The sequence below is a fragment of the Poseidonibacter lekithochrous genome (assembly GCF_013283835.1).
Taxonomy (GTDB): domain Bacteria; phylum Campylobacterota; class Campylobacteria; order Campylobacterales; family Arcobacteraceae; genus Poseidonibacter; species Poseidonibacter lekithochrous.
On sequence record NZ_CP054052.1, the window covers coordinates 1,142,662 to 1,167,207 of the forward strand.

Sequence of the window (24,546 nt, forward strand, 5' to 3'; positions counted from 1 at the left end):
TAATTATGAAAAAAAGTGTATTTTTAATTTCTTTGTTTGGGGTATGTAGTTTTTCTTTTGGGAATATAAATGTAGAGAGTTTAGATATCTATAAAAACAGAACATTTGTAAATCAAGAATTAAATAGTTTTGATAATAGTGTAGATTTAATCTCTAATATCTCTTTAGATGAGATTAGATTTGTATATGATAAAAATTGTACTGTATCTAATACTAAAGTAATTAGGAACAATACTTCAGCTCAAGATATCTCATCTAAAATCACAAATTTAAAAGAGAAAATAGCTTATAGTGAAAATGAAGTAAAAAGTATTAAGACTGTTCTTTCTTCTTTGGAAAATATTAGATTTGAGAAAGAAGCTGTTTCCTTAGAGAATATAAAACAAGTATCGTCTTATGCAAAAGAAGAGTTAAAAACTAACTACAATACTTTGTATAAGTTAAATCTTCAATTACATAAATACAAAATTGAGTTAAACACATTAAGACAAACACAAAAGTCTCAAAAACACTCAATACTTAAATACACAACTACTTGTAAAAATAATAGTTCAGTTGTAATAAACTATGCAATCTCAAATATACATAAAAATAGTTTTTATGAAATAAAAGCTAATAGTAAAGATAAAAATATTGATATTAAGAATATGTCATTTATAACACAAAGTAGTGGGTATGATTTTAAAGATATAGATATAAATTTATTTACTTATAACTATACGAATCAAATCAAACCTACAAAGTTTTATCCAGAGTATTTAGATGTATATTCTAATCCTCCTGTTGCATATATGCAAAGTGATGCAGTGATGATGGAGAAAAGTATTTCTAAGAAAGCTAGAGTATTAAAGAAACCTAGCTTTTCTTATAGTGAAACAGCAACGAAGTCTTTTTTCAAAGCTTCTAATATTACTTTAGTAAGTGGAGATAAAACGCCTGTAGTTTTTGCAAATGAAAACTATAAAACATCTTCTAGTATTGAAATAGATGGATATGCAAATGCAAAGGCATTTTATAAAGTAGAGTTTTTAAGCGATAAGTTATTTTCTACATTAAATACAAGATTGTATTTAGATGAGGTATTTATTGCACGATCTTATACTAATGAGATAAAAAAAGATAAAAAAACATCTATGCATTTTGGAGAAGATAGATTTATTGATGTAAAAAAAGAGTTAATCAAAGATATGAAAGAAGAACCATTCTTTACGATTAATAAAATCAAAACACAAAAAGAATGGAAATATACAATTATTAATAATCATAGTGAAAAAAAGAGTATTAGTTTTATTGAGAGAATCCCCGTATCTAAACATGAGGATATAAAAGTAAAATTAATTTCAAAGATTAAATACACAAAAAAAGAAAATAATGGAAAAATTAGCTATGATTTTGTATTAAAACCAAAAGAAAAAATAAGTTTCATATTTGGTTATGAAGTAGAAAAACCTTACAAAAAATAGAGGAGATAATATGTTCGATCAAAAAAAAGTTAAAAATTTAGTTTTAAGTTCACTTGTTGCTGATGCCTACTCTTTAGGAGCTCATTGGGTTTATGATGAAAAACAATTAGCTAACGAGTCAATAGACTGGAATGAATTAAACACTCCTTTAGCTATTTGGCATAAGGAGAAAAAAGCAGGAGACTTCACTCATTATGGAGATCAAGCTTTTTGGTTATATGACTTCTTAAAAGATAAAGATAGTTTTGATATAAATGCCTTTAGGGATTATTGGTTTACAAAAATGGAAACTTATGAAGGTTATATTGATGGAGCAACACGAAATACAATTCAAAATATTAAAGATGGTGTAACTCCAAGTGGTTCTGACTCTACAGATTTATCTGTTGTTGGTAGAATTGTTCCTTTATTAAAGGTCTCTAAAACAAAAGAAGAGTTTTTTCAAAACGTGAAAAGTCTAACTGAAATGACACATAATTCACAAAAAACTATTAATGCAACAAGATTTTTTGCAAAACTCTTAGTAATGGCATTAGAGAAAAAAGAAATAGAAGAGAGTATTGAAGAGATAAAACATGAATTTGATACTACAATTCAAGGATTTATAACAAACGCAATAGAGTCAAAAGATGCTGATACTTTTGATACTATTCGAAGTTTTGGTCCAGCTTGTGATGTTGATGAAGGTTTTGGTGGAATTATACATATATTATGTAAATACGAAAACTTCAAAGATATGATGATTTGTAATGGAAAAGCAGGTGGGGATTCTAGTGCTAGAGCTATGATAGCAGCTGCTATATTTATGGCAAATCAACCAATAAGCCAAATACCTCAAAAATGGTTGGCTATTAAAGAGATTATTGAGTAGGAAATTATGAAAAGAACAATATTTAACTTTTTTTCTGACAAATTATATATAGAGTTATCAATTGCAAGTATATTATTTGTAATTGCATTAGCTACGGGAATGCTTATGGATTTTATTATCTATATGTTGTATTTTATAATTTTTTTAGAGATAGTAAGAGCAGTAGTAAACTATATAAGAGAACAAAGAGTTGCTTTGTCTTTATTAGTAGATGCTTTTATAATCTTAGCATTAAGAGAGTTTATTGTTAATGTTGTGAAAGTGAACAAAGAAGAGTACAGAACTATTGATGAGTTATTCTCTAGTGCTGTGAACTTAAATTTATTTGTTTTAGCTGGAGTTGTTATCTTCTTATTAATTGTAAGATACTTCTCTGTTAAGACATCTCAAAAATATTTATTTGATAGAAATAAAAATAAACAATAGGCTTTTTATAAATGTTTTATGATGAGCCATTGTATAGACCACCTGCAGAAGCCAATTCTGTAATTATACAAGCAACTTTAGGTTGTAGTTTTAATAAATGTACTTTTTGTACAATGTATGAAACAAAAGAGTATAAACAAAGACCTCTTGATGAGGTCTTCTCTGACATTGATACTTTAGCAAAACATTATCCCCATAGTACAAAAATGTTTTTAGCAGATGGGGATGCCTTAGCATTAGATACTAATACTTTAGTATCTATTCTTGAATATGCTTATATAAAATTTGCTAAATTAAGAAGAGTATCCTTATATGCATCTGCTTTTAATATTCATGATAAAACTTTGGAAGAATTAGTTTTACTAAAAGAAAAAGGTTTAGGTTTAATTTATTATGGAATAGAGAGCGGTTCTTATGAAATTCTAAAAAAAATACAAAAACCAATCTCACATAAAAAAATGATTAATTCACTTGATAAGGTTTTTGAAGCAAAAATTAAATCTTCAGTTACAGTTATTTTAGGTGTAGGTGGTAAGAAATATTCCAAAGAACATATCAATGAAACTGTAAAATTGATAAATAAATTAAATATTACATATCTTTCTACTTTACAATTAATGCTTGAAAATAATAGAGAAGAAAAATTTATAAAAAATTTTAAAGGGGAGTTCTTTCCTTTGAATGATAGAGAAATGTTAGAAGAACAATTAGCTTTTGTTTCTGGAATTGAACCTCTTGATAAAATCATCTTCCGATCTAACCACGTCTCTAATTCATTACCTTTAGCTGGTACTTTTCCTAAAGACCAAGCAAAACTTATTGCTACAATAAACTTTTATCTTGATAATTATTAATCTACTTTGTAACTATTTGTAATTTTAGACTCTCTACGAAAAAAATAGAAATTAAATAAAAACTGTTAAAGAATTTTTAATGCAAATCGTATTAATATAGAAGTAATTATACATAAAAATAATGTAGGAAGTACGGTTATAAGAATACTTATCAAACGATAATAATAATTCATAACATGAAATTATTATTTTTTACACAAAGGATACAAGATGTTTAAGTCAATATCTATCAAAGCAAAACTATTGATGATTGTAATTAGTTCAATCATTGTTGTTTCTGTTGCTATGATTGTTCAATCAATTGTTTCATTACAAGAAACTTCTGATTCAGTTATTGAAAAATTTAAAGCGGATGCTTACCAGTCAAAACAAGAAGAACTTGAAAACTATGTTTCATTAGCAATGAAATCTGTAGAAGCATATCATGCAAGAACTTCTAAAGAAAAAGTTAAAGCTGAAGTTCAATCTTATTTAAAAGAGCAAACTGGCTTTATGCTTTCAATTATGGAAGGTACTTACGAAAAGTACAAGGGTACAGTTTCTGATGATGAATTAAAAGAACTTATTAGAAATACTGTTAAAAGTACTAGATATGGAAAAACAGGTTATTTTTGGATTAACGATACTGCTGCGAAAATCGTTATGCATCCAATTAAACCTCAATTAGATGGAAAAGACTTAGCTAATTATAAAGATAAGGGTGGTAAAAAAATATTCTCTGAGTTTGCAAGAGTTGCAAGTTCAACTGGAGAAGGTTTTGTTGATTATGTATGGCCAAAGCCAGGATTTGAAGCGCCACAAGATAAAGTGTCATTTGTAAAATTATTCAAACCATTTAACTGGGTTGTTGGAACTGGTGAATATGTTGATAATGTAAGTGATAAACTAAAAAAAGAAGCTTTAGCTAATGTTAAAAGTATGAGATATGGAGCTAAAGGAAATGGATATTTCTGGGTTAATGATTCAAATCATGTTGTAATTATGCACTCTATTAAATCGTCAATTGATGGTAAGAGTATGTATGACTTACAAGACCCAAATGGTAAATACTTATATAGAGAAATTGTAAAAGCTGCAAACCAAAATGCAAAAGGTGGAGTTGTTGATTATATGTGGTCTAAACCAGGTAGTGAAACTCCTCAGCCTAAAATTTCATATGTTAAAAAATTCGAACCTTGGGATTGGATTATTGGTACTGGAGTTTATGTAGATGATATTGAAACAAAAATTGCAGAAATGGAACAAGAAACAGAAGATAAGATTTTAGAAGTAATTATTAGAAACTGTGTAATCTTATTTGTAATTATGATTATCTTAGGTGTTGTTATGGCAATGATTTCTAATAGAGCTATTTTTAGACCTTTATCTGAATTCCAAGATGGTTTATTAAACTTCTTCAAATATATTAATAAAGAGAAATCAACTGTTGATCATTTAGATGATTCTGCTAATGATGAAATTGGTAATATGGCGAAGATTATTAATGAAAATGTTGTAAAAACTAAATCATTAATTGAACAAGATGCTGCATTGATTTCTGATGTTACTAGAGTTGTTGAGCAAGTTAAAGAGGGTTACTTAAATAATAGAGTTGAGAAAACTACTGAAAATGAATCATTACAAAGATTACAAACTCAATTAAATGAGATGTTAAATAATCTTGAAACAAATATTGGTAAAGATACAAATGTTATTTTAGATATATTATCTAAATATGGTCAATTAGACTTTAGAGATAATATTAGTAATGCTTCAGGTCAAGTTGAAAATGCTATTAATGATTTATCAAAAATCATTAATCAAATGCTTGCAGAGAATAAAGAAAATGGACTTACTTTAGATGCAAGTTCAGATATTTTACTTGAAAATGTTGATACATTAAATACTAACTCAACTACAACAGCCGCTGCTTTAGAAGAAACAGCAGCAGCATTAGAAGAGATTACAAGTACAATTATTAACAATACTGAAACTATTACAACTATGGCTACTCATTCAGATGAATTATCAAGTTCAATTAAAGTAGGACAAGATTTAGCTTCTAGTACAGTAAAAGCAATGGATGAAATTAATGATCAAACAGAAGCAATTGCAGATGCAATTACAGTAATTGATCAAATTGCATTCCAAACAAATATTCTTTCATTAAATGCAGCAGTTGAAGCAGCAACAGCTGGGGAAGCAGGAAAAGGATTTGCGGTTGTTGCACAAGAGGTGCGAAACTTAGCAGCAAGATCAGCAGAAGCAGCAAAAGAGATTAAAGATTTAGTTGAAAATGCTACAGCTAAAACAAATGCTGGAAAAGATGGTGCGGATAAAATGATCAAAGGATATGATTCATTAAATGAAAGCATTCAAAAAACAACAGAATTAATTAATACTATTTCAGAAGCATCGAAAGAGCAAAGAACTGGTATTGAGCAAATTAATGATGCAGTTACTCAGCTTGATCAACAAACACAACAAAATGTTGTTATTTCTAATACTACACAAAGTATTGCAGCTCAAACTGATGAAATTGCTAAACTAGTTGTTTCTTCTGCAAATGAAAAAGAGTTTATTGGTAAAGATGAAATAAAAAGTAAAGAAGTTAAAACTAGTACTAAAAGTGCAAATGAAATTTTAGCTGATATTAAATCAAGTACAAATATTCCAAAGAAAACTTCTAATGTTAGAGCTTCTAGACCAAGTACAACTTATAAGGCACCAAGCACTCCAAAGCAAAGTGTTTCAAATACTGTTGTTAGTAATACTTCAGGTGATGATGAGTGGGAAAGCTTTTAGGCTTTCCCATTTTAGGAGGGTAAAAAAAATTTAATTATTTAGTTTTTTTTGCTTTCTTTTTTTCAGTTTTCTTTTCTGATTTTTTCTTAGCAGGTTTAGATTTCTTTTTTTCTACTTTTTTCTTAGTATCTTTATTTCTTTTCTTTTCTACTTTTTTAGCTTTCTTTTTTTTGTCTACTTTTTTCTTTTTATTTTGTTTTTTCTTTTCAGATTTAACTACTTTTTTCTTTTCGACTTTCTTTTTTTCTTTTTTAGACTTTTTCTTTTTAGTTGCTACTTTTTTAGCTTTTTTCTTTTCAGTCTTTTTCTTAGTTTTTTTTGCTTTTAATTTTTCTTCTTCTTTTGACATTTTAATGTCTCCTTTAAATAATTTAATAGCATACTAACAGCTTTTTATAGAAATGTCAATAAAATATTACTTTTTTCTTTAAAATATATAGAATAGTAATTAAAAATATAAGAAAAAATACTCTTATATAAATAATCACAAAGCTTAGTTATAATAGTTTTCTATATTAAAAAGGTTCTCTTATGATAAAAATAGTAAAGGTTTTTTGTATATTGATTGTATGTTTTACAAGTTATATTCATGCAAAAGGTACATTAAAAATAAAAAGTAATATTAATGATGCATATATTTATTTGAATGGTAAAAAGAAAGCCATGTTAGGAGAAGGTATCACTTCCTTGTCATTAAAAGAGGGTGAGTATTTAATCGAAATAAGAAAAACTAGCAAAGATACAAAGTATATATATAAAGGTGCAAAAAGTGTTTTTGTAGGTGATGATACAAGTAGTCTTATAAATATTCCAACAAAAAAACATCTAATAAAGAGTAATAAAAATGATTTCTTTGGTGGTTCAGATACTAATGAAATTGTAAATTTTATGAAAAAAGAAAAAGCTTTAGAAAAATTTATATCTCAATACTACTCAAATATTCATAGAGCTAGATATACAAAGAATTTTTTACTGATTACAAATAACTACAAAAAAACTAAATATTATAGTAATTATTTGAAATTTTGGAGAGATGAAATTAAACAAGTGTCTATTTTAGACTCAAGTCCTATTAAGATAAATGAGGCAGGGGATAGAGCAAATATTAGGTTGCTTTTAGGTTTGCAAAAACATAATTTAGACACATTTTGTACTGATAATATGTTGAGTTTTGTTTATAAAGGCAAATGGCTTTTAGATTCTCAAAATAGTATAGTATGTAAACCTTTTGTTATTGAAAAAAGAGAAAATACAAGTTCTTTAAAAGTTGAATATCCACCTTTTTATGTAAAAGACGAGTATTTAAAAATCAAAGTTACTTTAACAAATTTTGATGCTATTCAAAAAGGTGGAGTATCAGTTTCTTTTCCTACTCAAGAATTTTCTAAAAGATCTACTTTAAATGATAAAGTAATTGCAAAAGACTTAGGTTCAACATTTGAAAATATTAAATTTCATAGAGAAAATAGTAAAGCATGGAATAAGACTCATGAAAAATCACAGAAACTAAAATATTTTTTATATGAAGGCTGGACAAATAAGTGGGGAAAAGATAGAAGTAAAGTACTATATTTTACTATTAAACCTAGAAGTAATAGGGATTTGTTTTTATATTTTAGAAGTATGTTAATTGATCAGAATAATAACAATCATTCTAATCCTTCATATGGTTTAACAGATCAACAAGGTTATAGTATTTTTCAAGTGCATATTCCTATTTTTAATATAGAGTAATTTATTTATTATTTTCAACGGATATAATATTAATATCTAATGCTTTAAGGAATAATATGAAATATGTTTTTGGTGATATTCATGGGAGTTTTAAAACATTAATTGATTTAAAAAATAAATTACCAAAAGAATCTGAATTGATTTTTGTTGGAGATTTAATTGATAGAGGTAAATATTCAAAAGATGTAATTCAATTCGTAAGAGAGAATAATTGTTTATGTACTTTGGGAAATCATGAACAAATGATGATTGAACATGGTGAGATATTTCTGAAAACAATAGATAATCCTGCTACAAATTATATTCATATGTGGTTAAATAGTGGAGGAAAAGAGACTCTATTATCATATAACTTAATCACAATAGAAAATGGAAGAGTTTTATATAGTGGAGATGATACTTTTTTAAAACAGTTTGAAGATGATATTAAATGGCTAAAAACTCTTCCTTTATATATAAAATTTGATGAAAAAATCAATAATAGAGATATTGTAATCTCCCATTCTTGCATTTCAAATGTATGGGATAAAAAAGATGATAAAGACTTTGCTGATGAATTTGAAGAGTATGCATTGTGGTATAGAGATGATGCTTATATTGATAATGAGATTTTTAATATCTTTGGTCATACTCCTACACCTTTTGGAGTTGATTTAAAAGAACATTATCTTAATCTTGATACTGGCTGTTATATTGATGATATTGACCATGGAAAACTAAGTACATTTTGTATCGAAACACAAGAAGTTATAAGTATAAATAGAAATAAAGAAGACTAAGACTATACTTTCACAAAAATATTAAAGAGGTAGAATGTTTAAAAAGTTTTTAATTTTATTAATCCTTTCAAATGCACTTTTTGCAAATCAATCATATACTAAAGCTCAAGTTGAAAAAATGATTGCCAAAATGGTCATACTTGGCTTTTATGGACAAAACATAACATCAAACGATAAAATATACCAAGATATAAAAAAGTACGATTTAGGTGGTGTTATACTCTTTGATAAGGATCCTACTAATAAAAGAAAATACAAAAATGTAGTAGATCCAAAACAGTTAAAAACTCTAACTTCGAAACTTCAAAATATAAGAGCTGAAAAACTTCTAATCTCAATTGACCAAGAGGGTGGAATAGTTCAGCGATTAAAAAAATCCAAAGGTTTTGTTAATACTCCAAGAGCAAGTGTTGTTTCATTACGTGGAGAGAGTAATGCTAGAGATATTTATTCATTACTTGCATTGGATTTAAATCAAAATGGAATTAATGTAGATTTTGCACCGGTAGTTGATTTGGCAATAAATTCTAGAAACTCTGTAATTGTAAAAAAGGGTAGGTCTTTTGGAAAGAGTTCAAAAGATGTAATTAAATACTCTTCAATTTTTGTAGATGAACTAAAAAAACAAAATGTAATTTCAGTACTAAAACATTTCCCTGGACATGGCTCGTCTTTAGGAGATTCTCATAAAGGTTTTGTAGATATTACAAAAACTTGGAAACAAGAAGAGCTTGAACCATATAAGTATTTTATTCAAAACAATAAAGTTGATATGATAATGACAGCCCATGTATATAATAAAGAGATGGATAGAGATTATCCTGCAACTTTGTCATATGATATTAATACTATTATCTTAAGAGATATGCTTGGTTTCAAAGGTGTATTAGTAAGTGATGATTTACAAATGGGTGCTATTTCAAAACATTATACTTTAAAACAAACTCTGACTTTATCTATTAATTCTGGGGTTAATATGCTTTTATTTGCAAATCAGTTAGCAAGACCAGTAAAACTAGAAACTATCATAAATACAGTTTATTCACAAGTACAAAATGGTCAAATATCACTTGAAAGAATTGTAGAATCAAATAAACGAATAAATAAGATGTTACAAAAGATTTAAAAATTGGAACTTGATTTTGATGATAAAAATATTGAAGTTCTAAATCTAAGCTACAAGAACTTAGATGAGATTCCAAAAGAGATATTTTCTTTTGTGAATCTAAAAAAACTTCATTTATCAGGGAATAATATAAGTGTTATTCCCGAAGAAATAAAACAACTCAAAAACTTAGAATGTCTAGACCTTCGAGAAAATAAACTACTAGTATTAGATGATGAAATAAGTGAACTAAAAAATCTAAAAACTTTATATTTATCTAGAAATAATCTTCAAGCTCTTCCAAACTCTTTTGAAAAACTAAGTAACTTAAATAAAATTGTTTTAAATGGAAATAGTTTTACTATCTTTCCTTCTTGTTTAGTAAACTTAAAAAATCTAGAGAGATTAATTCTTCGAGAAAATCAAATAAAATCAATTCCTCAAGATATAAAAAATTTGAAATCATTAAAGAACTTAGATTTAAGAAATAATCAAATTGCTATTATTCCTAGTGAAATCAATGAACTTAAAAATCTAAGAAGATTATCTATTCAAGGTAATACATTATTAGAAATACCATCTTTGAGTGAGTTAAAAGATACTTTAAAAATCTTTGAGTATTAAGAGATTCTAAGCAATCTTAATATTATTTCTACCTGATTCTTTTGCTATATAAAGTGCTGCATCAGCACTTTTAAATGCCTTATCAAAAGTTTTGTTTTCATGTGGAGTTACATTGATACCAATAGATACTGTAACACGAATGGCTTCATCACTTGTGATATAAAAATCATTTTTTTGAATATTTGAGAAAATTCTATTAATAACATTTAGTGAAACATTGTGTTTTTTATTTTCATCTTTTTTAATTAATAGAATAAACTCTTCTCCTCCAAATCTAATAACAATATCTTCATTATCTCTTATATTCATTTTTATGATCGAAGCCAACTGTTTTAGTATCATATCTCCTGCATCATGCCCATATGAGTCATTTATATTTTTGAAAAAATCTATATCTAATACGGCTAAAACATAACTATTTAAATCAATATTATCTTTCATTTCATGCAGATAGTTTTTATTGTATACATTTGTCAAAGTATCTATAAAAGCTGATTTTTTGATTTTTCTATATTTGCTTACTTGAATTACAAGTATAAATATAAAAATAAAAGAAATGATAATAATTGCTAAAAGACCTTTTTCCATTAGATTTATTATCTTATTAATTTCAGATATTTTATTAACCGAGAAATCAATTGCGAATAGTAGTTTTACTTCATTATCTTTAATAATAGGAATTATATATGTAATTGATAACTCTTGCAGTATTGTATGCTTTATTAATGTTGCTCTTTTAGTCTCATAAATCTTAAGCCAATTAGGATTATCAACATCAAATTTTTGATTTAAGAAGGCTTTTGATTCTGATTCTTCCGTATCTACAAGGAATCTGAAAATACTCTTTTTATCTTTATATAATAGATATGTGTATTTAATATTTTCTGTTTTTAATATCTTTATTTTAGATTCAATTTTATTTTGTATTTCTGTATTCTTCTGTATTATTGAAATATAATCATCACTATCTTTTAATATTGATTTAATAGAATCAGTAATATTTTCACTAATAGATATAATATCTTCTGTAGCAATTTTAAACATTCTTTTTTCTATATTTTTTTCAATTTTAATTATTCCAAATAATAAAACTATCAAAATAGAAGTAATTATAATAGACAGGGTTAACAAATAAATAGGATTATTTGAAAAGAGTTTAGAATTCATTAGAAATCCTCTATAAACTGAGAATAACTATTTGGAAGTGTGATCTCTTTTTTATCTAGTCTATTTTTGATAAATACAATATTTGGTCTACTTTTACTCCAGAAAAATGCTCCAATATACATATCTTTGTTTAGTAGTTTTCTATAGTTATTCGTGAAGAAAACTTTATTTGTAAGATTGCAAGTCTCTGGTTTGTTTATTTTATTTTTAATAAATACAAAGTTTGACTTATCACAAGAGTCTACAACTTCTAAGTACTTAGAATATATCTTTTTTTCTAATTCTGAAATCTTTGGAATAAAAAGTTTTATATTTCCCTTTGTAGTTGAATTTGCGATATTTGCTATTATCTTTGCTTCAAGCTCAATTTCTTTATCATACTTTTTTACTAAGAAAGTATATTGATCTGCAAAACATATTGATATAAGTGAAAGTATGATAATTAACTTTTTCATTAGAACACCCACTTTACAGTAGCTGTGATATTTCTATCATCATCTTCTAAAGCAAATGATGATTCTGGAAAGTCATCAGAATACAATGATTTACTGGATTTATCTAATAGGTTTTCACCTTTTATACTAAAACTCAAGTCTTTAGTATGATTGTAAGTCGCTCCTAGATTTAAGTCATAAGAAGCTCTTACATTCAAGCCTTTATATGAGTATTTATTCTTATAAATTAAAGATGTAAAATATTCAATTTTCCCATCTTTAGCCATATATTTTATAAAAGCACCATCATTTGAATTATTAACTTCTTCGCTTAAATTTGTAAAATAGTAGTTTACTTGTACTTCATTGTTTTCATTGAATAAATATTTATAATTGAAAATCATTCCATTTGTTTTAATTTTATGTTTTATATTTTCAAATCCAACAGGTGTATAATATAAAAAGTCTTCAATACTTACATCATGATATATAGCAGTAAATTTAGATTTCCCACTTGTAAGCACACCTTCAACTGTAAAGATTTTGTATTTCTGTATTTCTAGATTTGGGTCACTTTTTTTTGCATAGTCTACATTGTAAAATGTAGGTGGAACATAAGTATGAGTATAAAAACTCTTTAAACCAAAGTTATTAGTAGGCGTATAAATAGTACCAACTCTAAATAGTTTTTCAGTGAAGTCTTTAAGATAACCATTTCTTTTATATTTGTCTATTTTTGCATTTGCTACTAATAGTATTTTGTCATTTACTCTATATTCATCCTCTAATAATAAAGAGAAATTTGTCTCTTCATTAAAATTAGTATATTCATTTTGTTCAATAGTACTATTTGTATGATCTACTATATTTCTATATTTTAAATCATATTTTTTATTTTTTAAACTTATAGCTGTTAGAAACTTATTATTTTTATATTCAGTTGTTTTTCCTAAATAAGCATTTATTTTTCTGAATCTAGCTTTTTCATCTACTTGTTTTGGTAGGGTTACAGGATTTGTAAATATTGGTGTTATTACTATTCCATTGTCATTTTTTTCAGAATATTCTCTACTTGTTACATCAATAGAAAATGTAGCTTTTAATGACTTGTCATAAAGAAAATATTTTTTTATATCAATATAGAAATCTTTTGAATTTTGATGTCCATCTTCTGGTGCAGCATTTTTGGATAATCCCATATAAATATCTTTTTTTATGTCAGTGTACGCGATATTTATATTTGTATCTTCATTATTGATATCCAAAAATAGATATCTTCTTTTTTTATCATTTTTTAGAGTGTTATTTTCATATGGAATTGACTCATCTTTTTTTGTATTATTTAAATAAATTAAATAAGACCAATCATTCCCGAAACTCTCTGAGTGTGTGATGCTTTGTGCATATTCATTTTTATTTGAATTTCTTAATTGTAGTTGTGTTGCATTTATTTTTCTAGGGGATTTAGTATATATTCTTACAAAATATATTCCTGTTTCATTTCCTAATGCAAAGGAACTATCTCCATGATAAACTTCTATATGGTCAACAAAATCTAGAGGTAAATCTCCCCAGTTAACAGAAATTGATTGTGTATAAGTTGAGCTAATTTCATGGTCATTTATAAAGAATCTAAAGAAACCACTAACGGCAGTTTTTGTTCCAGATAGGGATAAGTTTGCCATTCCTAAACGATTTTTATTTGAATTATTTAATGGAAGTTCTTTTAGTATGTCATTAAGTTTATTGTATTGCATACGTTTTATATCTTTTTGTGAATAGATAAAAACGTGTCCTAGTTTTTCATCGATTGTTTGAAGTGAGTTTTGAGATTCTACTTCATACTCTTTTAGAAGATTATTTAAGTCCTCTGCAAAAAGTACTTGTGAAAATAAAATAAAAAATAGTAAAAACGTTCTCATTATAACTTCCTTTATCCAACTCTTTATTTTAGTTTAAATTTACTTAATAATTTATTATTCTTTGATAACTTTTTTAAGATTATATAATAATTGACTCTTGTATATTTTACAACAAGCTAAAACAATAAATTCGATTAACTAATAAAAAAAATTAAAGTTAAACAAAGTCTCTTTCTATATATTATAAATAAATATTTAAAAGTTGGACAATAAATGAAAATATTAGTTGAATTACCAGAGTTAATTGAAGATACTGTTATGATAACACCTGCTGTACAAAACCTCCTAAAATACTATAAAGATGCCGATATAACATTTGTTGGCTCATCTATATCTACTAAACTTTTTGTTAATGATAAAAAAATCAATAGCTTAGTAGTTGAAGAAACAAGAAAAAGTATTTTTTCACTTTTATCTCTTTTTAGATTAGCAAAAAGTCTGGGAGAACAAGACCTAGTAGTTTCTTTTAAAAAAGACTTCTATTCTAAGTTTTTCTTATTTTTTATAAATTGTGAAAAGAAATTCAATTTTGTTGATAATATGGAAAATATCCATAAAGTTGAAAAATACAACAACTTTATAAATACTGTTTTAGAAAGTGATTATAGAGCAGGGGATTTGATGTTAAATTTCAAACCTCAATGGAATAAAAAATCAACTTTTGGAATTCATGCGGGTTCAACTTATGCAAATGTAAAAAGATGGAATGCTAAAGAATTTGCAAAGGTAGCTATTAAACTATCAAGTAAATATGATGTTGTTTTATTAGGTGGACAAAACGAAATAGATATTTGCTCAGACATTGAAGATGAATTAAAAGCAAATGGCATTGAAAACTATACAAACCTAGCTGGAAAAACTTCAGTTCCACAGCTTGTAGAAAAAATTGCAGGTTTAGATCTATTTTTGACAATAGATAGTGGACCTATGCAAATAGCAGCAGTTTATAGAGTAAATACTATAGTTGTACCAACTTCATATGAAAAGATTGAGTTAATCTCACAATGGAGAAATCCTTGGGAAACTATTATTTATAAACATGTGGATCCATATAGTGAAGATGAAAATGAAGATTATATTCCTAGGTCTGAGGATGTGTTGAGTTTATTTAAGTTCTAAGTATTGGTTATAAGAGAAAATCTCTTATAACTCGATTTCTAAAGCAATAGGGCAATGATCACTTCCCATTACTTCATTTAAGATGTATGCATCTTTGATGTTTGCTTTTAAGTCATCACTTACGTAGAAGTAATCAATTCTCCAGCCAACGTTATTAGCTCTTGCATTTGCTCTGTAAGACCACCAGCTATAAAGACCTTCGTCTTGTGTTTTCTCTCTTAGCGTATCTACATAACCATGAGATAAGAATTTATCCATCCATTCTCTCTCCATTGGTAAGAATCCAGATTTTTTCTCATTTGCTTTTGGACGTGCTAAGTCAATTTCTTTATGTGCAGTATTTACATCACCACAAACAATAATAGATTTTCCATCTTTTTTAAGATTTTCACAATGCTCTAAAAATCTATCATAGAATTCCATTTTGTAAACTAATCTTTCATCTTTACTTTGACCATTTGGGAAATATACATTAAAAAATGCAATATCTTTTTCACCCAATGTGAAGTGAACTTCGTTGATTCTTCCTTCATCAAGAACATCAACAGTAGGACAATTACATTCAAATGTAGTTTCAATATCAGTAAAAAGTGCAGTTCCACTTCTTCCTTTTATTGCTGATTCACTTGCAAAAAGAGTTTTGTACTCTTTATCAAAAATTGATTCAGGAATTTGAGATTTTTGAGACTTTGTTTCTTGAATACCAAGAATATCAATATTTGCTTCATCTACCCATTTAAGAGCTTCTTTTTTATCAACTGCTCTAATACCGTTTACGTTCCATGATATAAATTTATAAGTTTTTGCCATTTTTATAATACCTTTGATTTTTATTTTTTAAGAGTATTGATATAAAAAACAAGTTGTTCAATAGATACTTCAAAATCTTTTTTGTCTTGATGCTTTTTAGCAAGAAGTAATGCACCTTCAATAGAGGCGATTAAAAAAGTAGCTACTTTTTCAATCTCTACATCCTCTCTGATTTCACCAAGTTCTATGGCTTTTTCAAGTGCATCACAAAATAGTTTTTTCCATTTATCTAAAATGTCTGTTAATGTTTTTGCAAAATCTTCGTCTTGATTAAGAGACTCTTGTAACAAATTTCCCAAAGGACAACCGTTAGTTAAGTCCCATGAGTTTGTATCTTCAAGAATAGAGATTAATAGTGTAATAACATTTTTATCAGTTTGGGCAAGAACTTGCCATTTTTTCTCTATTCTTTTTTCTACTTTCTCTTCAATCATAGCTATAACCATATCTTTTTTTGAAGGAAAGTGATGATACATAGAGCCTTTTTTTGTATCGGCTCTTTTTAGTATATTTGCTAAAGATGCTCCTGTATAACCGTTAGAAAAGACTTCTTGAAATGTAGCTTCAATAAGTCTTGTTCGAATATCTTGCATTTTTTCCTCAATTACTCTTATTTATTTTTGGCAATTATATCTAAAATTTCTTGTGGTTCACATCTACTTGTATAATCTTCATCAATGAATGAATAGATGATTTCTTTTTGTTTATTAATAACATAAGTTGCAGGTAATGGTAACTCAAAACTATCTTCATCATTAAGTCCCACAATATCAATCCCAAAGCTTTCATAAATAGGTCTTAACTCTTCAGCAAGAGAGAATACTAAACCATAATCTTTTGCTAATGTATTATGTGAATCACTTAATACTTCAAACTCTAATTCATTTTTTTCTTTTGTAGTCAAACTTGCATCTGGAGTTTGAGGAGAGATTGCTACTAATTTTGCATTGTTATTGATTAACTCATCATTGATTGATTGTAATGCTTTTAATTCTAGATTACAATAAGGGCACCATAGTCCTCTGTAGAAATTAATAACTACAAAATCATTCTCTTTTAATAACTCATCTAATGAAACTGTTTGATTTACTGCATTTGGAAGTGCGAAGTCTTTTGCTGTATTTCCTACTTTTAATGCGTTTTTAGAAAGAGAAGTTTTTTTCAACTCTTCTGTTGCATTTAACATTACTTCTTGTAATTCTTGAGGAACTTTTGTTTTGAAACCTTCTTTATAGTTATTTATTTCATCTATTAATCTTGACATTTTTTATCCTTATTTTTATATATTATATTAAAACCAACCAGTTGGTCTGTTGAAATTATAATAAGAAATCAAAGCCTTGTCAAGGCTTTTTTTGATTTCTTTAATTTAAAATGTATTGATTAATTTTATTTGTTAGTATTTTTTTGAGTTTTTTCTTGTTCTTTTTTTATACTTGAAGGCTGTTTCTTTGGTGTTACTTCTTTGCTTAAACCCATTGTTCCAAAAGGACTTAAATTAGAGTTTGAAAAGTTTTTATTTTTCTTTACTAAACTATCACTTTTCCCACCATGCATATCAATTTTACCAGAGTTTTCCCCTTGGTGTGCATAGTTTCCAAAAAGTGAAGCAGCTAAAAAAATTGTAAATAACATATGTCTCATTACTATTCCTTAGTGTTTCTTTTTTTTTTCTTTTTATCTTTTATGTTCACTGCTATTCCATAGATTGTGATAATAATCCAAAATACTTCAATAATAAATGAACCTAAGTTAAAGTGTACAAAAAGTGATATTAAAAGTAAGATTGCTCCCACTAAATTTAATAGTTGATATTGTAGTGATCTAATAGTGTATTTATTGATTTGTAATAGTAAGTAGGCAACAACTACAAATACCATTCCTACAAATCCAATTCCTTGATAAATATCCAAAATTACTCCTTTTGATATTTTAAAACTGAGGATTGTATCTTTTTTTTGATAAATAAGCCTTAATTAGTTATTTTAGAAATATATTTATATTTAGGAACAATTTCATGAATGAACTATTATTAGGTTTACTTACATTTTTTACTTCTACAGTTGCGGGTATTGTTGGACTTGGTGGGGGAATGATGTTGATTGCTATTCTACCTTCTTTTTTACCTCTAAATGCATTGATTCCAGTTCATGGTCTTACTCAAATGTCTAGTAATTTCTCCCGAGCAGTTTTTGGTTATAAAGATGTTCAATATGAAACAATACCAAAGTTTCTAATTGGTTCACTTGCTGGTATTGCACTTTTTGCTAGTATTATTTCTATGATTTCTTTAGAGTATGTTCCTTTGTTTATTGGGGCTTATATTTTATTATCTCTTTGGTCTAAAAAGTTTAATAATAAAATCAAAAAGTATGAAAACTACTATTTAGTTGGTTTCTTACAATCGGGTCTTTCTATTGTCGTTGGAGCTACTGGACCTCTTACAATGACACTATTACTAAAAGATTATGAAGATAAAGACAAAGTAGTAGCAACAGGTGCTGCTCTTATGAGTATTACACACATTCTTAAAGTATTTGTATTTATGTATTTTGGTTTTGTATTCTTTGATTATATTGGAATTATTATTGCAATGATTATAGGTGCAGTTGCGGGGTCTTATGCGGGTACAAAATTAAGAGATAAAATTGACGGTAAGAAATTTACAATGATTTTAAAAGTACTTTTATCAGCTTTAGCTGTAAAACTAATCCTTAGTTTATTTATTTGATATTAAGAGATGCAATAATCTCTTAATACCAATACTCAGGATAACTTTTTTCTTTATTCAAATTAATATAAAAAAGTGCAACTAACACTAATATGACTGATCCAGTCAAACTAGGAAAAATTAAGTAATCAAAATCTGCACCTAATAGAAAAACAATAATTGGATTAGAACCCGCTGGTGGGTGAACCGTTCTTGTTAAAAGCATTATTATTATCGCACTTGCTAAAGCAAAGGCAATTGACCACCACTCATAGCCAAATAAATTTAGAAATATAAGACCTATTAGTGTAGAAAATAGATGTCCAAATATAACATTTCTAGGTTGTGAAAATGGGCTTTTTGGATAAGCAAATAATAATACGCACGATGCGCCAAATGAACCCATTATTAATAAATTGTCAGAACTTCTAGTTATATAGGCTATTAATGCAATTGCAATAAATCCTCCAATTCCTGCAAATAAAATTTCTTTTATTGAAGTCTTTTGAGGTAGATTTTCTTTTTTACCTTTAAATTTTTGTAAATATTTCATTTATATCCTTTAATCAACCAAACGATTGGTTTGTTGCTTTGAACAAAAAAAACATTAAAGTAAATTAATGATTTTTTTTCCTACTTTTAAATACTCAATTTTACTATCATGTAAATTCATCATCATAATTGCACCTTGTGTTAGGGCTAAATATTCTTTTGCCAAAGAAAAGGCTTCTTCTCTTGAGTATTTGCTCTCTAATATCTTAGCTAGAGCTTCTTCCCATGCTTTAAAGTAAACTTTGATTTCATCTTTAAAAGCTGTATTTGTCGATGGAAGTTCAAGGGCTAAATTAGCAAATAAACAACCACCTTTGCTATTTAGAAAATAGGAATCAATTTTGTTAATAAAAAGTTCAATTTTTTCTTTTGGAGAGAGCTCATCTTTTTTTGCAATTGAAAATATATTGTCAACAAAATATTCATGAATGAATTTTAAACACTCAAGACCTATTTCATCTTTACTTTTGAAGTGATGATATAGGCTGCCTTTTATTAGTCCACAAATATCTGCTATATTTGCCATTGAAGTATTGTGATAGCCTTGTTGTTTAAAAAGCCCAATTGATTTTTTTACTATTTCTTCTTTTGATGTTTTTTTCATATTATCCAAACGATCGTTTGGTTGAATTTTAACATAAGCTGTAATCTTTGTCAAGTTTAATATTTTATCCCAATATATAAACTCTTTTTTGATAAGATATTATATGGACACTTTAAATAAAACAACAAAAAATAAAACTTTATTTATCTATGCTTTTATTATTCTTTTATTTATATTATTAATCTCAATATATGCTTTTAATATTGACAGTTTTAAAAGTCAATTTTATTTTTCACCTACTAGTACTCTTTGCTAAACTTTATTTAACTTTTTTGTAATCAATCTTTTTATCATCTAAGTCTATATGCATTACAGCTGCTAGAATTGATAAAAACACACAAGCCCACCAAATACTAGAGTATGAACCTGTATAATCATATACAATACCACTAAGCCAAGCCCCAATAAAACTACCTAATTGATGAGATAAGAATACTATTCCATATAGAGTTGCTAGTGCTTTAACCCCAAAGATTTGAGCTACTAAACCACTAGTTAGTGGAACAGTTGCAAGCCAAACAAAACCAATCATTGCTCCAAAAAGAATGGCACTAAAGTTTGTAAGTGGTATTAATATCATTAATAAAAAGATTAAAGCTCTTGAAGAATAAAGTATTATCAATAGTTTTCTTTTTTCAAACTTATCTCCTAGGTTTCCAAACATAAATGAACCAAAAATATTAAGAAGCCCAATAAGTGAAAATGCCAAAGTAGCAATTCCTGATGTTAAACCACTATCCATTAAATACGTAGGAAAATGAGTCATAATAAAAGCAACATGAAAACCACATACAAAAAATCCAATGTTTAATCTCCAATATCCCTTGTGAGATTTTGAGCATTTAAGAGCTTTTGATATGGATTCTTCTGCATCTACATTTGTATTAATAGTTTGAGAATCGTCACTTTTCATAAAGAAACCAAATACTCCAATTAACAGACTAAAAATACAAAAGATATAAAAAGCAGTATTAAGTTCAAAATGACTCAATAAAGAATCTGTAATAGGAATAAAAACAAACATACCAAAAGAAGCAGCCGCCGTGGCAATTCCAAATACTGTACTTCGTCTTTTAGGGTCAACTACTTTTGCAATACTTCCTAAAACTACTACGTATGTTGTAGCACTAAGTGCAAGTCCTACTAAAAATCCAAGACTTATATGTAAACCAAGACTAGAGCTAATAGTAGTTACTAGAAATAAGCCTAAGGCATAAAGTAAACTACCTGCCATTAAGACTTTGTTATTACCATACTTGTCACTTAAGTATCCAATAAAAGGTTGTGCTAAACCAAATAATAGATGTTGAAATGCAAGGCTTAGCCCAAAATCAGCTCTCGTAATATCAAAGTTTGCAGTAAATGAGGGAATAAACATACCAAAACTTTGTCTAAGTCCCATACTAATTACTAGGATTAAAATCCCTAAAATTATAATCATATTTCTATGTTGTTTTAATGTCAAGTTTGTGCCTTCTATAGTATTCTAATTGTTTTTTGAAATGCTATCTAAAATAAATACTTTTGTCTAATATTAAATAATATTTGACTTTTACATATTATAGTGATACCATTCGCAAAAATCAAAATATATTAGAAAGAATAAATATGAAAAACTTTTTTAAATCACGTCAAGCTTTGCTTTATGTGATGGCTTTATCTATGTCATTTTCATTTGCGGCATGGATGAGTTTACTTAATAACTTTGTTATTGAAGCTGCTTCTTTTGATGGTAGCCAAATAGGAATATTACAAAGTCTTAGGGAAATCCCAGGCTTTTTAGCTTTTACAGTTGTATTAGTGCTGATTTTTGTATGTCAACAAAAATTAGCTTATCTTTCAATCATGGCTTTAGGGCTTGGAGTTTTATTAACAGGGTATTTTCCTAGTGCAATAGGGCTTTATGTTACTACTGTGATTATGTCTATGGGGTTTCATTATTTAGAGACTTTGAATCAGTCTTTGTCTCTTCAATGGTTATCAAAAGATAAAGCTCCAATAATTTTAGGAAAAATTACAGCAGCTAAATCTGCTACATCGTTAGTAGCTTTTATTATAATTTTTCTTATGATGAAGTTTTTTTCTGTGGAATATAAATATGTATATTTATTCTTTGGTGGGATTACTTTTATTATTGGAATCATAGCTTGGATGATGTTTGATCATTTTAAAGATGATGTTGTTCAGGATAAAAAGATAAGACTTAAAAAAGAGTATTGGTTGTTTTATACTCTTACATTTTTTGCAGGGGCTAGAAGACAAATATTTATAGTTTTTGCTGGATTCTTATTAGTAGAGAAGTTTGGTGTAGATGTTCATAATATGGTCGCATTACTATTTATAAACTCAATACTAAATATGTATTTTGCTCCAAAAATAGGGCGATTTATTGCTAGATTTGGAGAGAGGATTACTCTTAGAGTGGAGTATATTGGACTAGTATTAGTTTTTGTATCTTATGCTTTTGTTGAAAATCTGTATTTTGCATATTTTCTTTTTGTAATAGATCACTTGTTGTTCTCAATGGCAATTGCTCTTAAGACATACTTCCAAAAGATTGCAGATCCAAAAGATATTGCAAGTGCAAGTGCTGTTTCATTTACTATAAACCATATAGCTGCTGTATTTTTACCTGCATTACTTGGATTAGTTTGGTTATATTCTACTTCTTTAGTATTTATAATCGGTGCATCTGTGGCATTGCTATCATTTGCTCTTTCATATTTAATACCAAGAAATCCCCAAATGGGATTTGAAACTACTTTAAAGAAGAGTTCTTAAAACTCTTCTTTAAGCAAAATTAGAAAAGAGTTTATTTGAAAAAACTGGACTTTCAAGTAGTGGAGATGTTTTATATCTATTTTAGTATTTTGATAAAAGAAAGCAAATTTCATCTTCTCTTTATCAATTTACATTTTATTTAATTCCTAAGGCTTGATATTGGTTTTCTTGCTCTTTTGACTGGTAGTCTTTAAAGAAATTTACTACATCTGTTAAAAGATTAGCCATATACGTTGGATCTCCACCAAATTTTCTTGCACCTTCTATAAGATCATTAAGTTCATTTTCAAAATAGTTTATTGTACTTCCTACTGAATAAAACTCTTTAGAAGGGTCTTTTTCATATCTACCAGATACAATATTACCATTTTCATCTTCCATTAATTGACCTCCAAAAGATGTATTTAGGTTATCACTTATTAACATATAATCCTCTACTGATAAATCTGAAAGATAGTTAATAAATTCATTTTTAGCATCCTGATCTTTCTCAAATACAGAATTTCCAAGCCATTTATTATCTTCACCTTGAAAAGCATTATATCTTTGTAATCCAAGTTGATATTTTTCATCATACTCTTCTTCTTTTGAGTCAGTTTTTGTTGACTCTTCTGCTTTGTAAGATTTGAAGTTTTCTAAAGCACTTGAAAAATCCTCATTTGATTGAGTTTTAACAGTAGAATTATTACTTTGAGTTTGATAGCTTGCATATTTTTGTTCTATTTCACTTATATTCATTTTTAAATCCTTTGAAAACAACTATTCATCTTTTAAATATTTATAATATAATAGAGTATTTTAATACTAAATAAAATAGTTTAATACAAAGATTATAAACAGTACAGATACCAAAGTCTGTACTGTTATAATTGAAGACATTAATCTCACATCTCCACCTAGTTGTCTTGCTAATACAAAAGAAGAGGGTGCAGTAGGAAGAACTGCAAATATCACTAAAATAGAAATCATTTGATTATCAAGCTCGAAAAACTTAGCAATTAAAAACATAATGATTGGAGTTAAAACTAACTTTGCAAAGTTTGAATTAAATATCTCACTTTTTGAAGAGTTTATCTCTTTTATAACTAATCCAAAACCAACAGATAATAGTCCAAGTGGAAGAGCTGCTGAGCTTAAAATAGCTAATATCTTATCTGCAATAATAGGTACTTCAATTCCAATATAATTAATACTTCCTCCAATAAAACAAGCCATTATCAAGGGATTTGTAACAATAGATTTTAGAAGATATTTAAAAGTCAATCTACTCTCACTAACATATAAAGCAAAAATAGAAATACATAAAATATTTATAAATGGAATTACAAATGTCATAAGAATAACTGCTAATACAAGACCCGTATCTCCAAAAATCGAGTCAGCTAAAGCTAAAAATACATAAGTATTAAACCTAATTCCCCCTTGAACTACAGAGGTAAAAGCATCATCTTTTGCTCTAAAGAACTTGTTTATTAACATCAAAATAAAAAGTATTATAGTAATAGTAAGAAGTGCAGTTAAAACAAAATTGAAACTATTCACTTCTTTTAGGTTTGCATTTGATAATTTGTAGATTAAAAGTGATGGCATTAGAATATAATATGTTAATTTATCTGCTTGTGGCCAAAACTCATAAGATGGGAATTTTATTTTTTTTAGAAAGTATCCAATCATAATAAGGGAAAATATAGGTATTAGTGCTGTAAATATATGTATCATAATGGCTTCTTTAACTTGGTATTATGTCTAGTTTCAATATAATTTACTTAATGAAACAATTTTGAAACTTTAGATTATAGATTAAATT

The 24,546-nt window shown here is 27.1% G+C and carries 26 protein-coding genes; 12 read left to right on the forward strand and 14 right to left on the reverse strand.

Going from position 1 to position 24,546, the window contains the following annotated elements; genetic code table 11:
* Positions 1 to 5: 5 nt before the first annotated feature.
* From ALEK_RS05605 to ALEK_RS05625, 5 genes are all read left to right on the forward strand, one after another.
* Positions 6 to 1,463 carry a DUF4139 domain-containing protein gene (locus ALEK_RS05605; RefSeq protein ID WP_071627268.1) on the forward strand — a complete coding sequence of 486 codons (1,458 nt, stop codon included), beginning with the start codon at positions 6 to 8 and terminating at the stop codon, positions 1,461 to 1,463.
* 10 nt (positions 1,464 to 1,473) lie between these two features.
* Positions 1,474 to 2,334: an ADP-ribosylglycohydrolase family protein gene (locus ALEK_RS05610; protein WP_071627269.1), complete on the forward strand. Its 861-nt coding sequence runs from the start codon at positions 1,474 to 1,476 to the stop codon at positions 2,332 to 2,334.
* A 6-nt stretch (positions 2,335 to 2,340) separates the two neighbouring features.
* Entirely contained in the window at positions 2,341 to 2,760 is a 420-nt protein-coding gene (locus ALEK_RS05615; protein ID WP_071627270.1) for a phosphate-starvation-inducible PsiE family protein, read from the forward strand.
* Positions 2,761 to 2,771: 11 nt separating this feature from the next.
* Positions 2,772 to 3,614, forward strand: a complete 843-nt coding sequence (locus ALEK_RS05620; RefSeq protein ID WP_071627271.1) for a radical SAM protein — start codon at positions 2,772 to 2,774, stop codon at positions 3,612 to 3,614.
* A gap of 210 nt (positions 3,615 to 3,824) precedes the next feature.
* Positions 3,825 to 6,398: a methyl-accepting chemotaxis protein gene (locus ALEK_RS05625; protein ID WP_071627272.1), complete on the forward strand. Its 2,574-nt coding sequence runs from the start codon at positions 3,825 to 3,827 to the stop codon at positions 6,396 to 6,398.
* A gap of 34 nt (positions 6,399 to 6,432) precedes the next feature.
* Here the strand turns inward: ALEK_RS05625 and ALEK_RS05630 are convergent, their stop codons facing one another.
* On the reverse strand, positions 6,433 to 6,747 hold the full coding sequence (locus ALEK_RS05630) for a hypothetical protein (RefSeq protein WP_173424119.1): 315 nt from the start codon (positions 6,745 to 6,747) through the stop codon (positions 6,433 to 6,435).
* A 182-nt stretch (positions 6,748 to 6,929) separates the two neighbouring features.
* Here ALEK_RS05630 and ALEK_RS05635 point away from each other — a divergent pair, with 182 nt between their 5' ends.
* The 4 genes from ALEK_RS05635 to ALEK_RS05650 are packed head-to-tail and all read left to right on the forward strand — an operon-like array spanning position 6,930 to position 10,640.
* Positions 6,930 to 8,132 carry a hypothetical protein gene (locus ALEK_RS05635; protein ID WP_164072447.1) on the forward strand — a complete coding sequence of 401 codons (1,203 nt, stop codon included), beginning with the start codon at positions 6,930 to 6,932 and terminating at the stop codon, positions 8,130 to 8,132.
* Positions 8,133 to 8,188: 56 nt separating this feature from the next.
* Positions 8,189 to 8,911: a metallophosphoesterase gene (locus ALEK_RS05640; protein WP_071627275.1), complete on the forward strand. Its 723-nt coding sequence runs from the start codon at positions 8,189 to 8,191 to the stop codon at positions 8,909 to 8,911.
* 34 nt (positions 8,912 to 8,945) lie between these two features.
* Positions 8,946 to 10,037, forward strand: a complete 1,092-nt coding sequence (locus ALEK_RS05645; protein ID WP_071627276.1) for a glycoside hydrolase family 3 N-terminal domain-containing protein — start codon at positions 8,946 to 8,948, stop codon at positions 10,035 to 10,037.
* 3 nt (positions 10,038 to 10,040) lie between these two features.
* Positions 10,041 to 10,640, forward strand: a complete 600-nt coding sequence (locus ALEK_RS05650) for a leucine-rich repeat domain-containing protein (protein ID WP_071627277.1) — start codon at positions 10,041 to 10,043, stop codon at positions 10,638 to 10,640.
* 6 nt (positions 10,641 to 10,646) lie between these two features.
* On the opposite strand, the gene ALEK_RS05655 is transcribed toward ALEK_RS05650, so the two are convergent.
* The 3 genes from ALEK_RS05655 to ALEK_RS05665 are packed head-to-tail and all read right to left on the reverse strand — an operon-like array spanning position 10,647 to position 14,163.
* A complete protein-coding gene (locus ALEK_RS05655) occupies positions 10,647 to 11,807 on the reverse strand; it encodes a GGDEF domain-containing protein (protein WP_071627278.1) in 1,161 nt (386 codons plus the stop codon).
* Positions 11,807 to 12,262: a hypothetical protein gene (locus ALEK_RS05660; protein ID WP_071627279.1), complete on the reverse strand. Its 456-nt coding sequence runs from the start codon at positions 12,260 to 12,262 to the stop codon at positions 11,807 to 11,809. The genes ALEK_RS05655 and ALEK_RS05660 overlap by 1 nt, the downstream gene beginning before the upstream one ends.
* Positions 12,262 to 14,163, reverse strand: coding sequence for a TonB-dependent receptor plug domain-containing protein (locus tag ALEK_RS05665; RefSeq protein WP_071627280.1), 1,902 nt, complete (start codon positions 14,161 to 14,163; stop codon positions 12,262 to 12,264). The genes ALEK_RS05660 and ALEK_RS05665 overlap by 1 nt, the downstream gene beginning before the upstream one ends.
* A 213-nt stretch (positions 14,164 to 14,376) precedes the next feature.
* Here ALEK_RS05665 and ALEK_RS05670 point away from each other — a divergent pair, with 213 nt between their 5' ends.
* The gene (locus ALEK_RS05670) at positions 14,377 to 15,282 is read left to right on the forward strand and encodes a glycosyltransferase family 9 protein (protein ID WP_071627281.1); all 906 of its coding nucleotides are present in this window, start codon (positions 14,377 to 14,379) and stop codon (positions 15,280 to 15,282) included.
* 24 nt (positions 15,283 to 15,306) lie between these two features.
* Here ALEK_RS05670 and ALEK_RS05675 read toward each other — a convergent pair whose 3' ends face one another.
* The 5 genes from ALEK_RS05675 to ALEK_RS05695 all read right to left on the reverse strand — a co-directional run bounded on the left by ALEK_RS05675 (position 15,307) and on the right by ALEK_RS05695 (position 18,005).
* Entirely contained in the window at positions 15,307 to 16,092 is a 786-nt protein-coding gene (locus ALEK_RS05675; RefSeq protein ID WP_071627282.1) for an exodeoxyribonuclease III, read from the reverse strand.
* A gap of 20 nt (positions 16,093 to 16,112) precedes the next feature.
* On the reverse strand, positions 16,113 to 16,685 hold the full coding sequence (locus tag ALEK_RS05680) for a TetR/AcrR family transcriptional regulator (RefSeq protein WP_071627283.1): 573 nt from the start codon (positions 16,683 to 16,685) through the stop codon (positions 16,113 to 16,115).
* Positions 16,686 to 16,702: 17 nt separating this feature from the next.
* On the reverse strand, positions 16,703 to 17,356 hold the full coding sequence (locus ALEK_RS05685) for a peroxiredoxin-like family protein (protein ID WP_071627284.1): 654 nt from the start codon (positions 17,354 to 17,356) through the stop codon (positions 16,703 to 16,705).
* A 125-nt stretch (positions 17,357 to 17,481) separates the two neighbouring features.
* Entirely contained in the window at positions 17,482 to 17,736 is a 255-nt protein-coding gene (locus ALEK_RS05690; RefSeq protein ID WP_071627285.1) for a hypothetical protein, read from the reverse strand.
* A gap of 2 nt (positions 17,737 to 17,738) precedes the next feature.
* Positions 17,739 to 18,005: a CBU_0592 family membrane protein gene (locus tag ALEK_RS05695; protein ID WP_071627286.1), complete on the reverse strand. Its 267-nt coding sequence runs from the start codon at positions 18,003 to 18,005 to the stop codon at positions 17,739 to 17,741.
* 104 nt (positions 18,006 to 18,109) lie between these two features.
* Between ALEK_RS05695 and ALEK_RS05700 the strand changes: the two genes are divergently transcribed.
* Positions 18,110 to 18,823 (forward strand): sulfite exporter TauE/SafE family protein, encoded by a 714-nt coding sequence (locus ALEK_RS05700; protein WP_071627287.1) that lies wholly within the window; start codon positions 18,110 to 18,112, stop codon positions 18,821 to 18,823.
* 22 nt (positions 18,824 to 18,845) lie between these two features.
* Here the strand turns inward: ALEK_RS05700 and ALEK_RS05705 are convergent, their stop codons facing one another.
* The 3 genes from ALEK_RS05705 to ALEK_RS05715 all read right to left on the reverse strand — a co-directional run bounded on the left by ALEK_RS05705 (position 18,846) and on the right by ALEK_RS05715 (position 21,423).
* The gene (locus ALEK_RS05705; protein ID WP_071627288.1) at positions 18,846 to 19,355 is read right to left on the reverse strand and encodes an HPP family protein; all 510 of its coding nucleotides are present in this window, start codon (positions 19,353 to 19,355) and stop codon (positions 18,846 to 18,848) included.
* 54 nt (positions 19,356 to 19,409) lie between these two features.
* Entirely contained in the window at positions 19,410 to 20,012 is a 603-nt protein-coding gene (locus tag ALEK_RS05710) for a TetR/AcrR family transcriptional regulator (RefSeq protein WP_164072448.1), read from the reverse strand.
* Between the two features lie 205 nt (positions 20,013 to 20,217).
* Entirely contained in the window at positions 20,218 to 21,423 is a 1,206-nt protein-coding gene (locus ALEK_RS05715) for an MFS transporter (protein ID WP_197950347.1), read from the reverse strand.
* 143 nt (positions 21,424 to 21,566) lie between these two features.
* On the opposite strand from ALEK_RS05715, the gene ALEK_RS05720 reads away from it, so the two are divergent.
* Positions 21,567 to 22,739: an MFS transporter gene (locus tag ALEK_RS05720; protein WP_071627290.1), complete on the forward strand. Its 1,173-nt coding sequence runs from the start codon at positions 21,567 to 21,569 to the stop codon at positions 22,737 to 22,739.
* Positions 22,740 to 22,874: 135 nt separating this feature from the next.
* Here ALEK_RS05720 and ALEK_RS05725 read toward each other — a convergent pair whose 3' ends face one another.
* On the reverse strand, positions 22,875 to 23,477 hold the full coding sequence (locus ALEK_RS05725; RefSeq protein WP_071627291.1) for a hypothetical protein: 603 nt from the start codon (positions 23,475 to 23,477) through the stop codon (positions 22,875 to 22,877).
* 66 nt (positions 23,478 to 23,543) lie between these two features.
* On the reverse strand, positions 23,544 to 24,458 hold the full coding sequence (locus tag ALEK_RS05730; RefSeq protein ID WP_071627292.1) for an AEC family transporter: 915 nt from the start codon (positions 24,456 to 24,458) through the stop codon (positions 23,544 to 23,546).
* Positions 24,459 to 24,546: the final 88 nt, after the last annotated feature.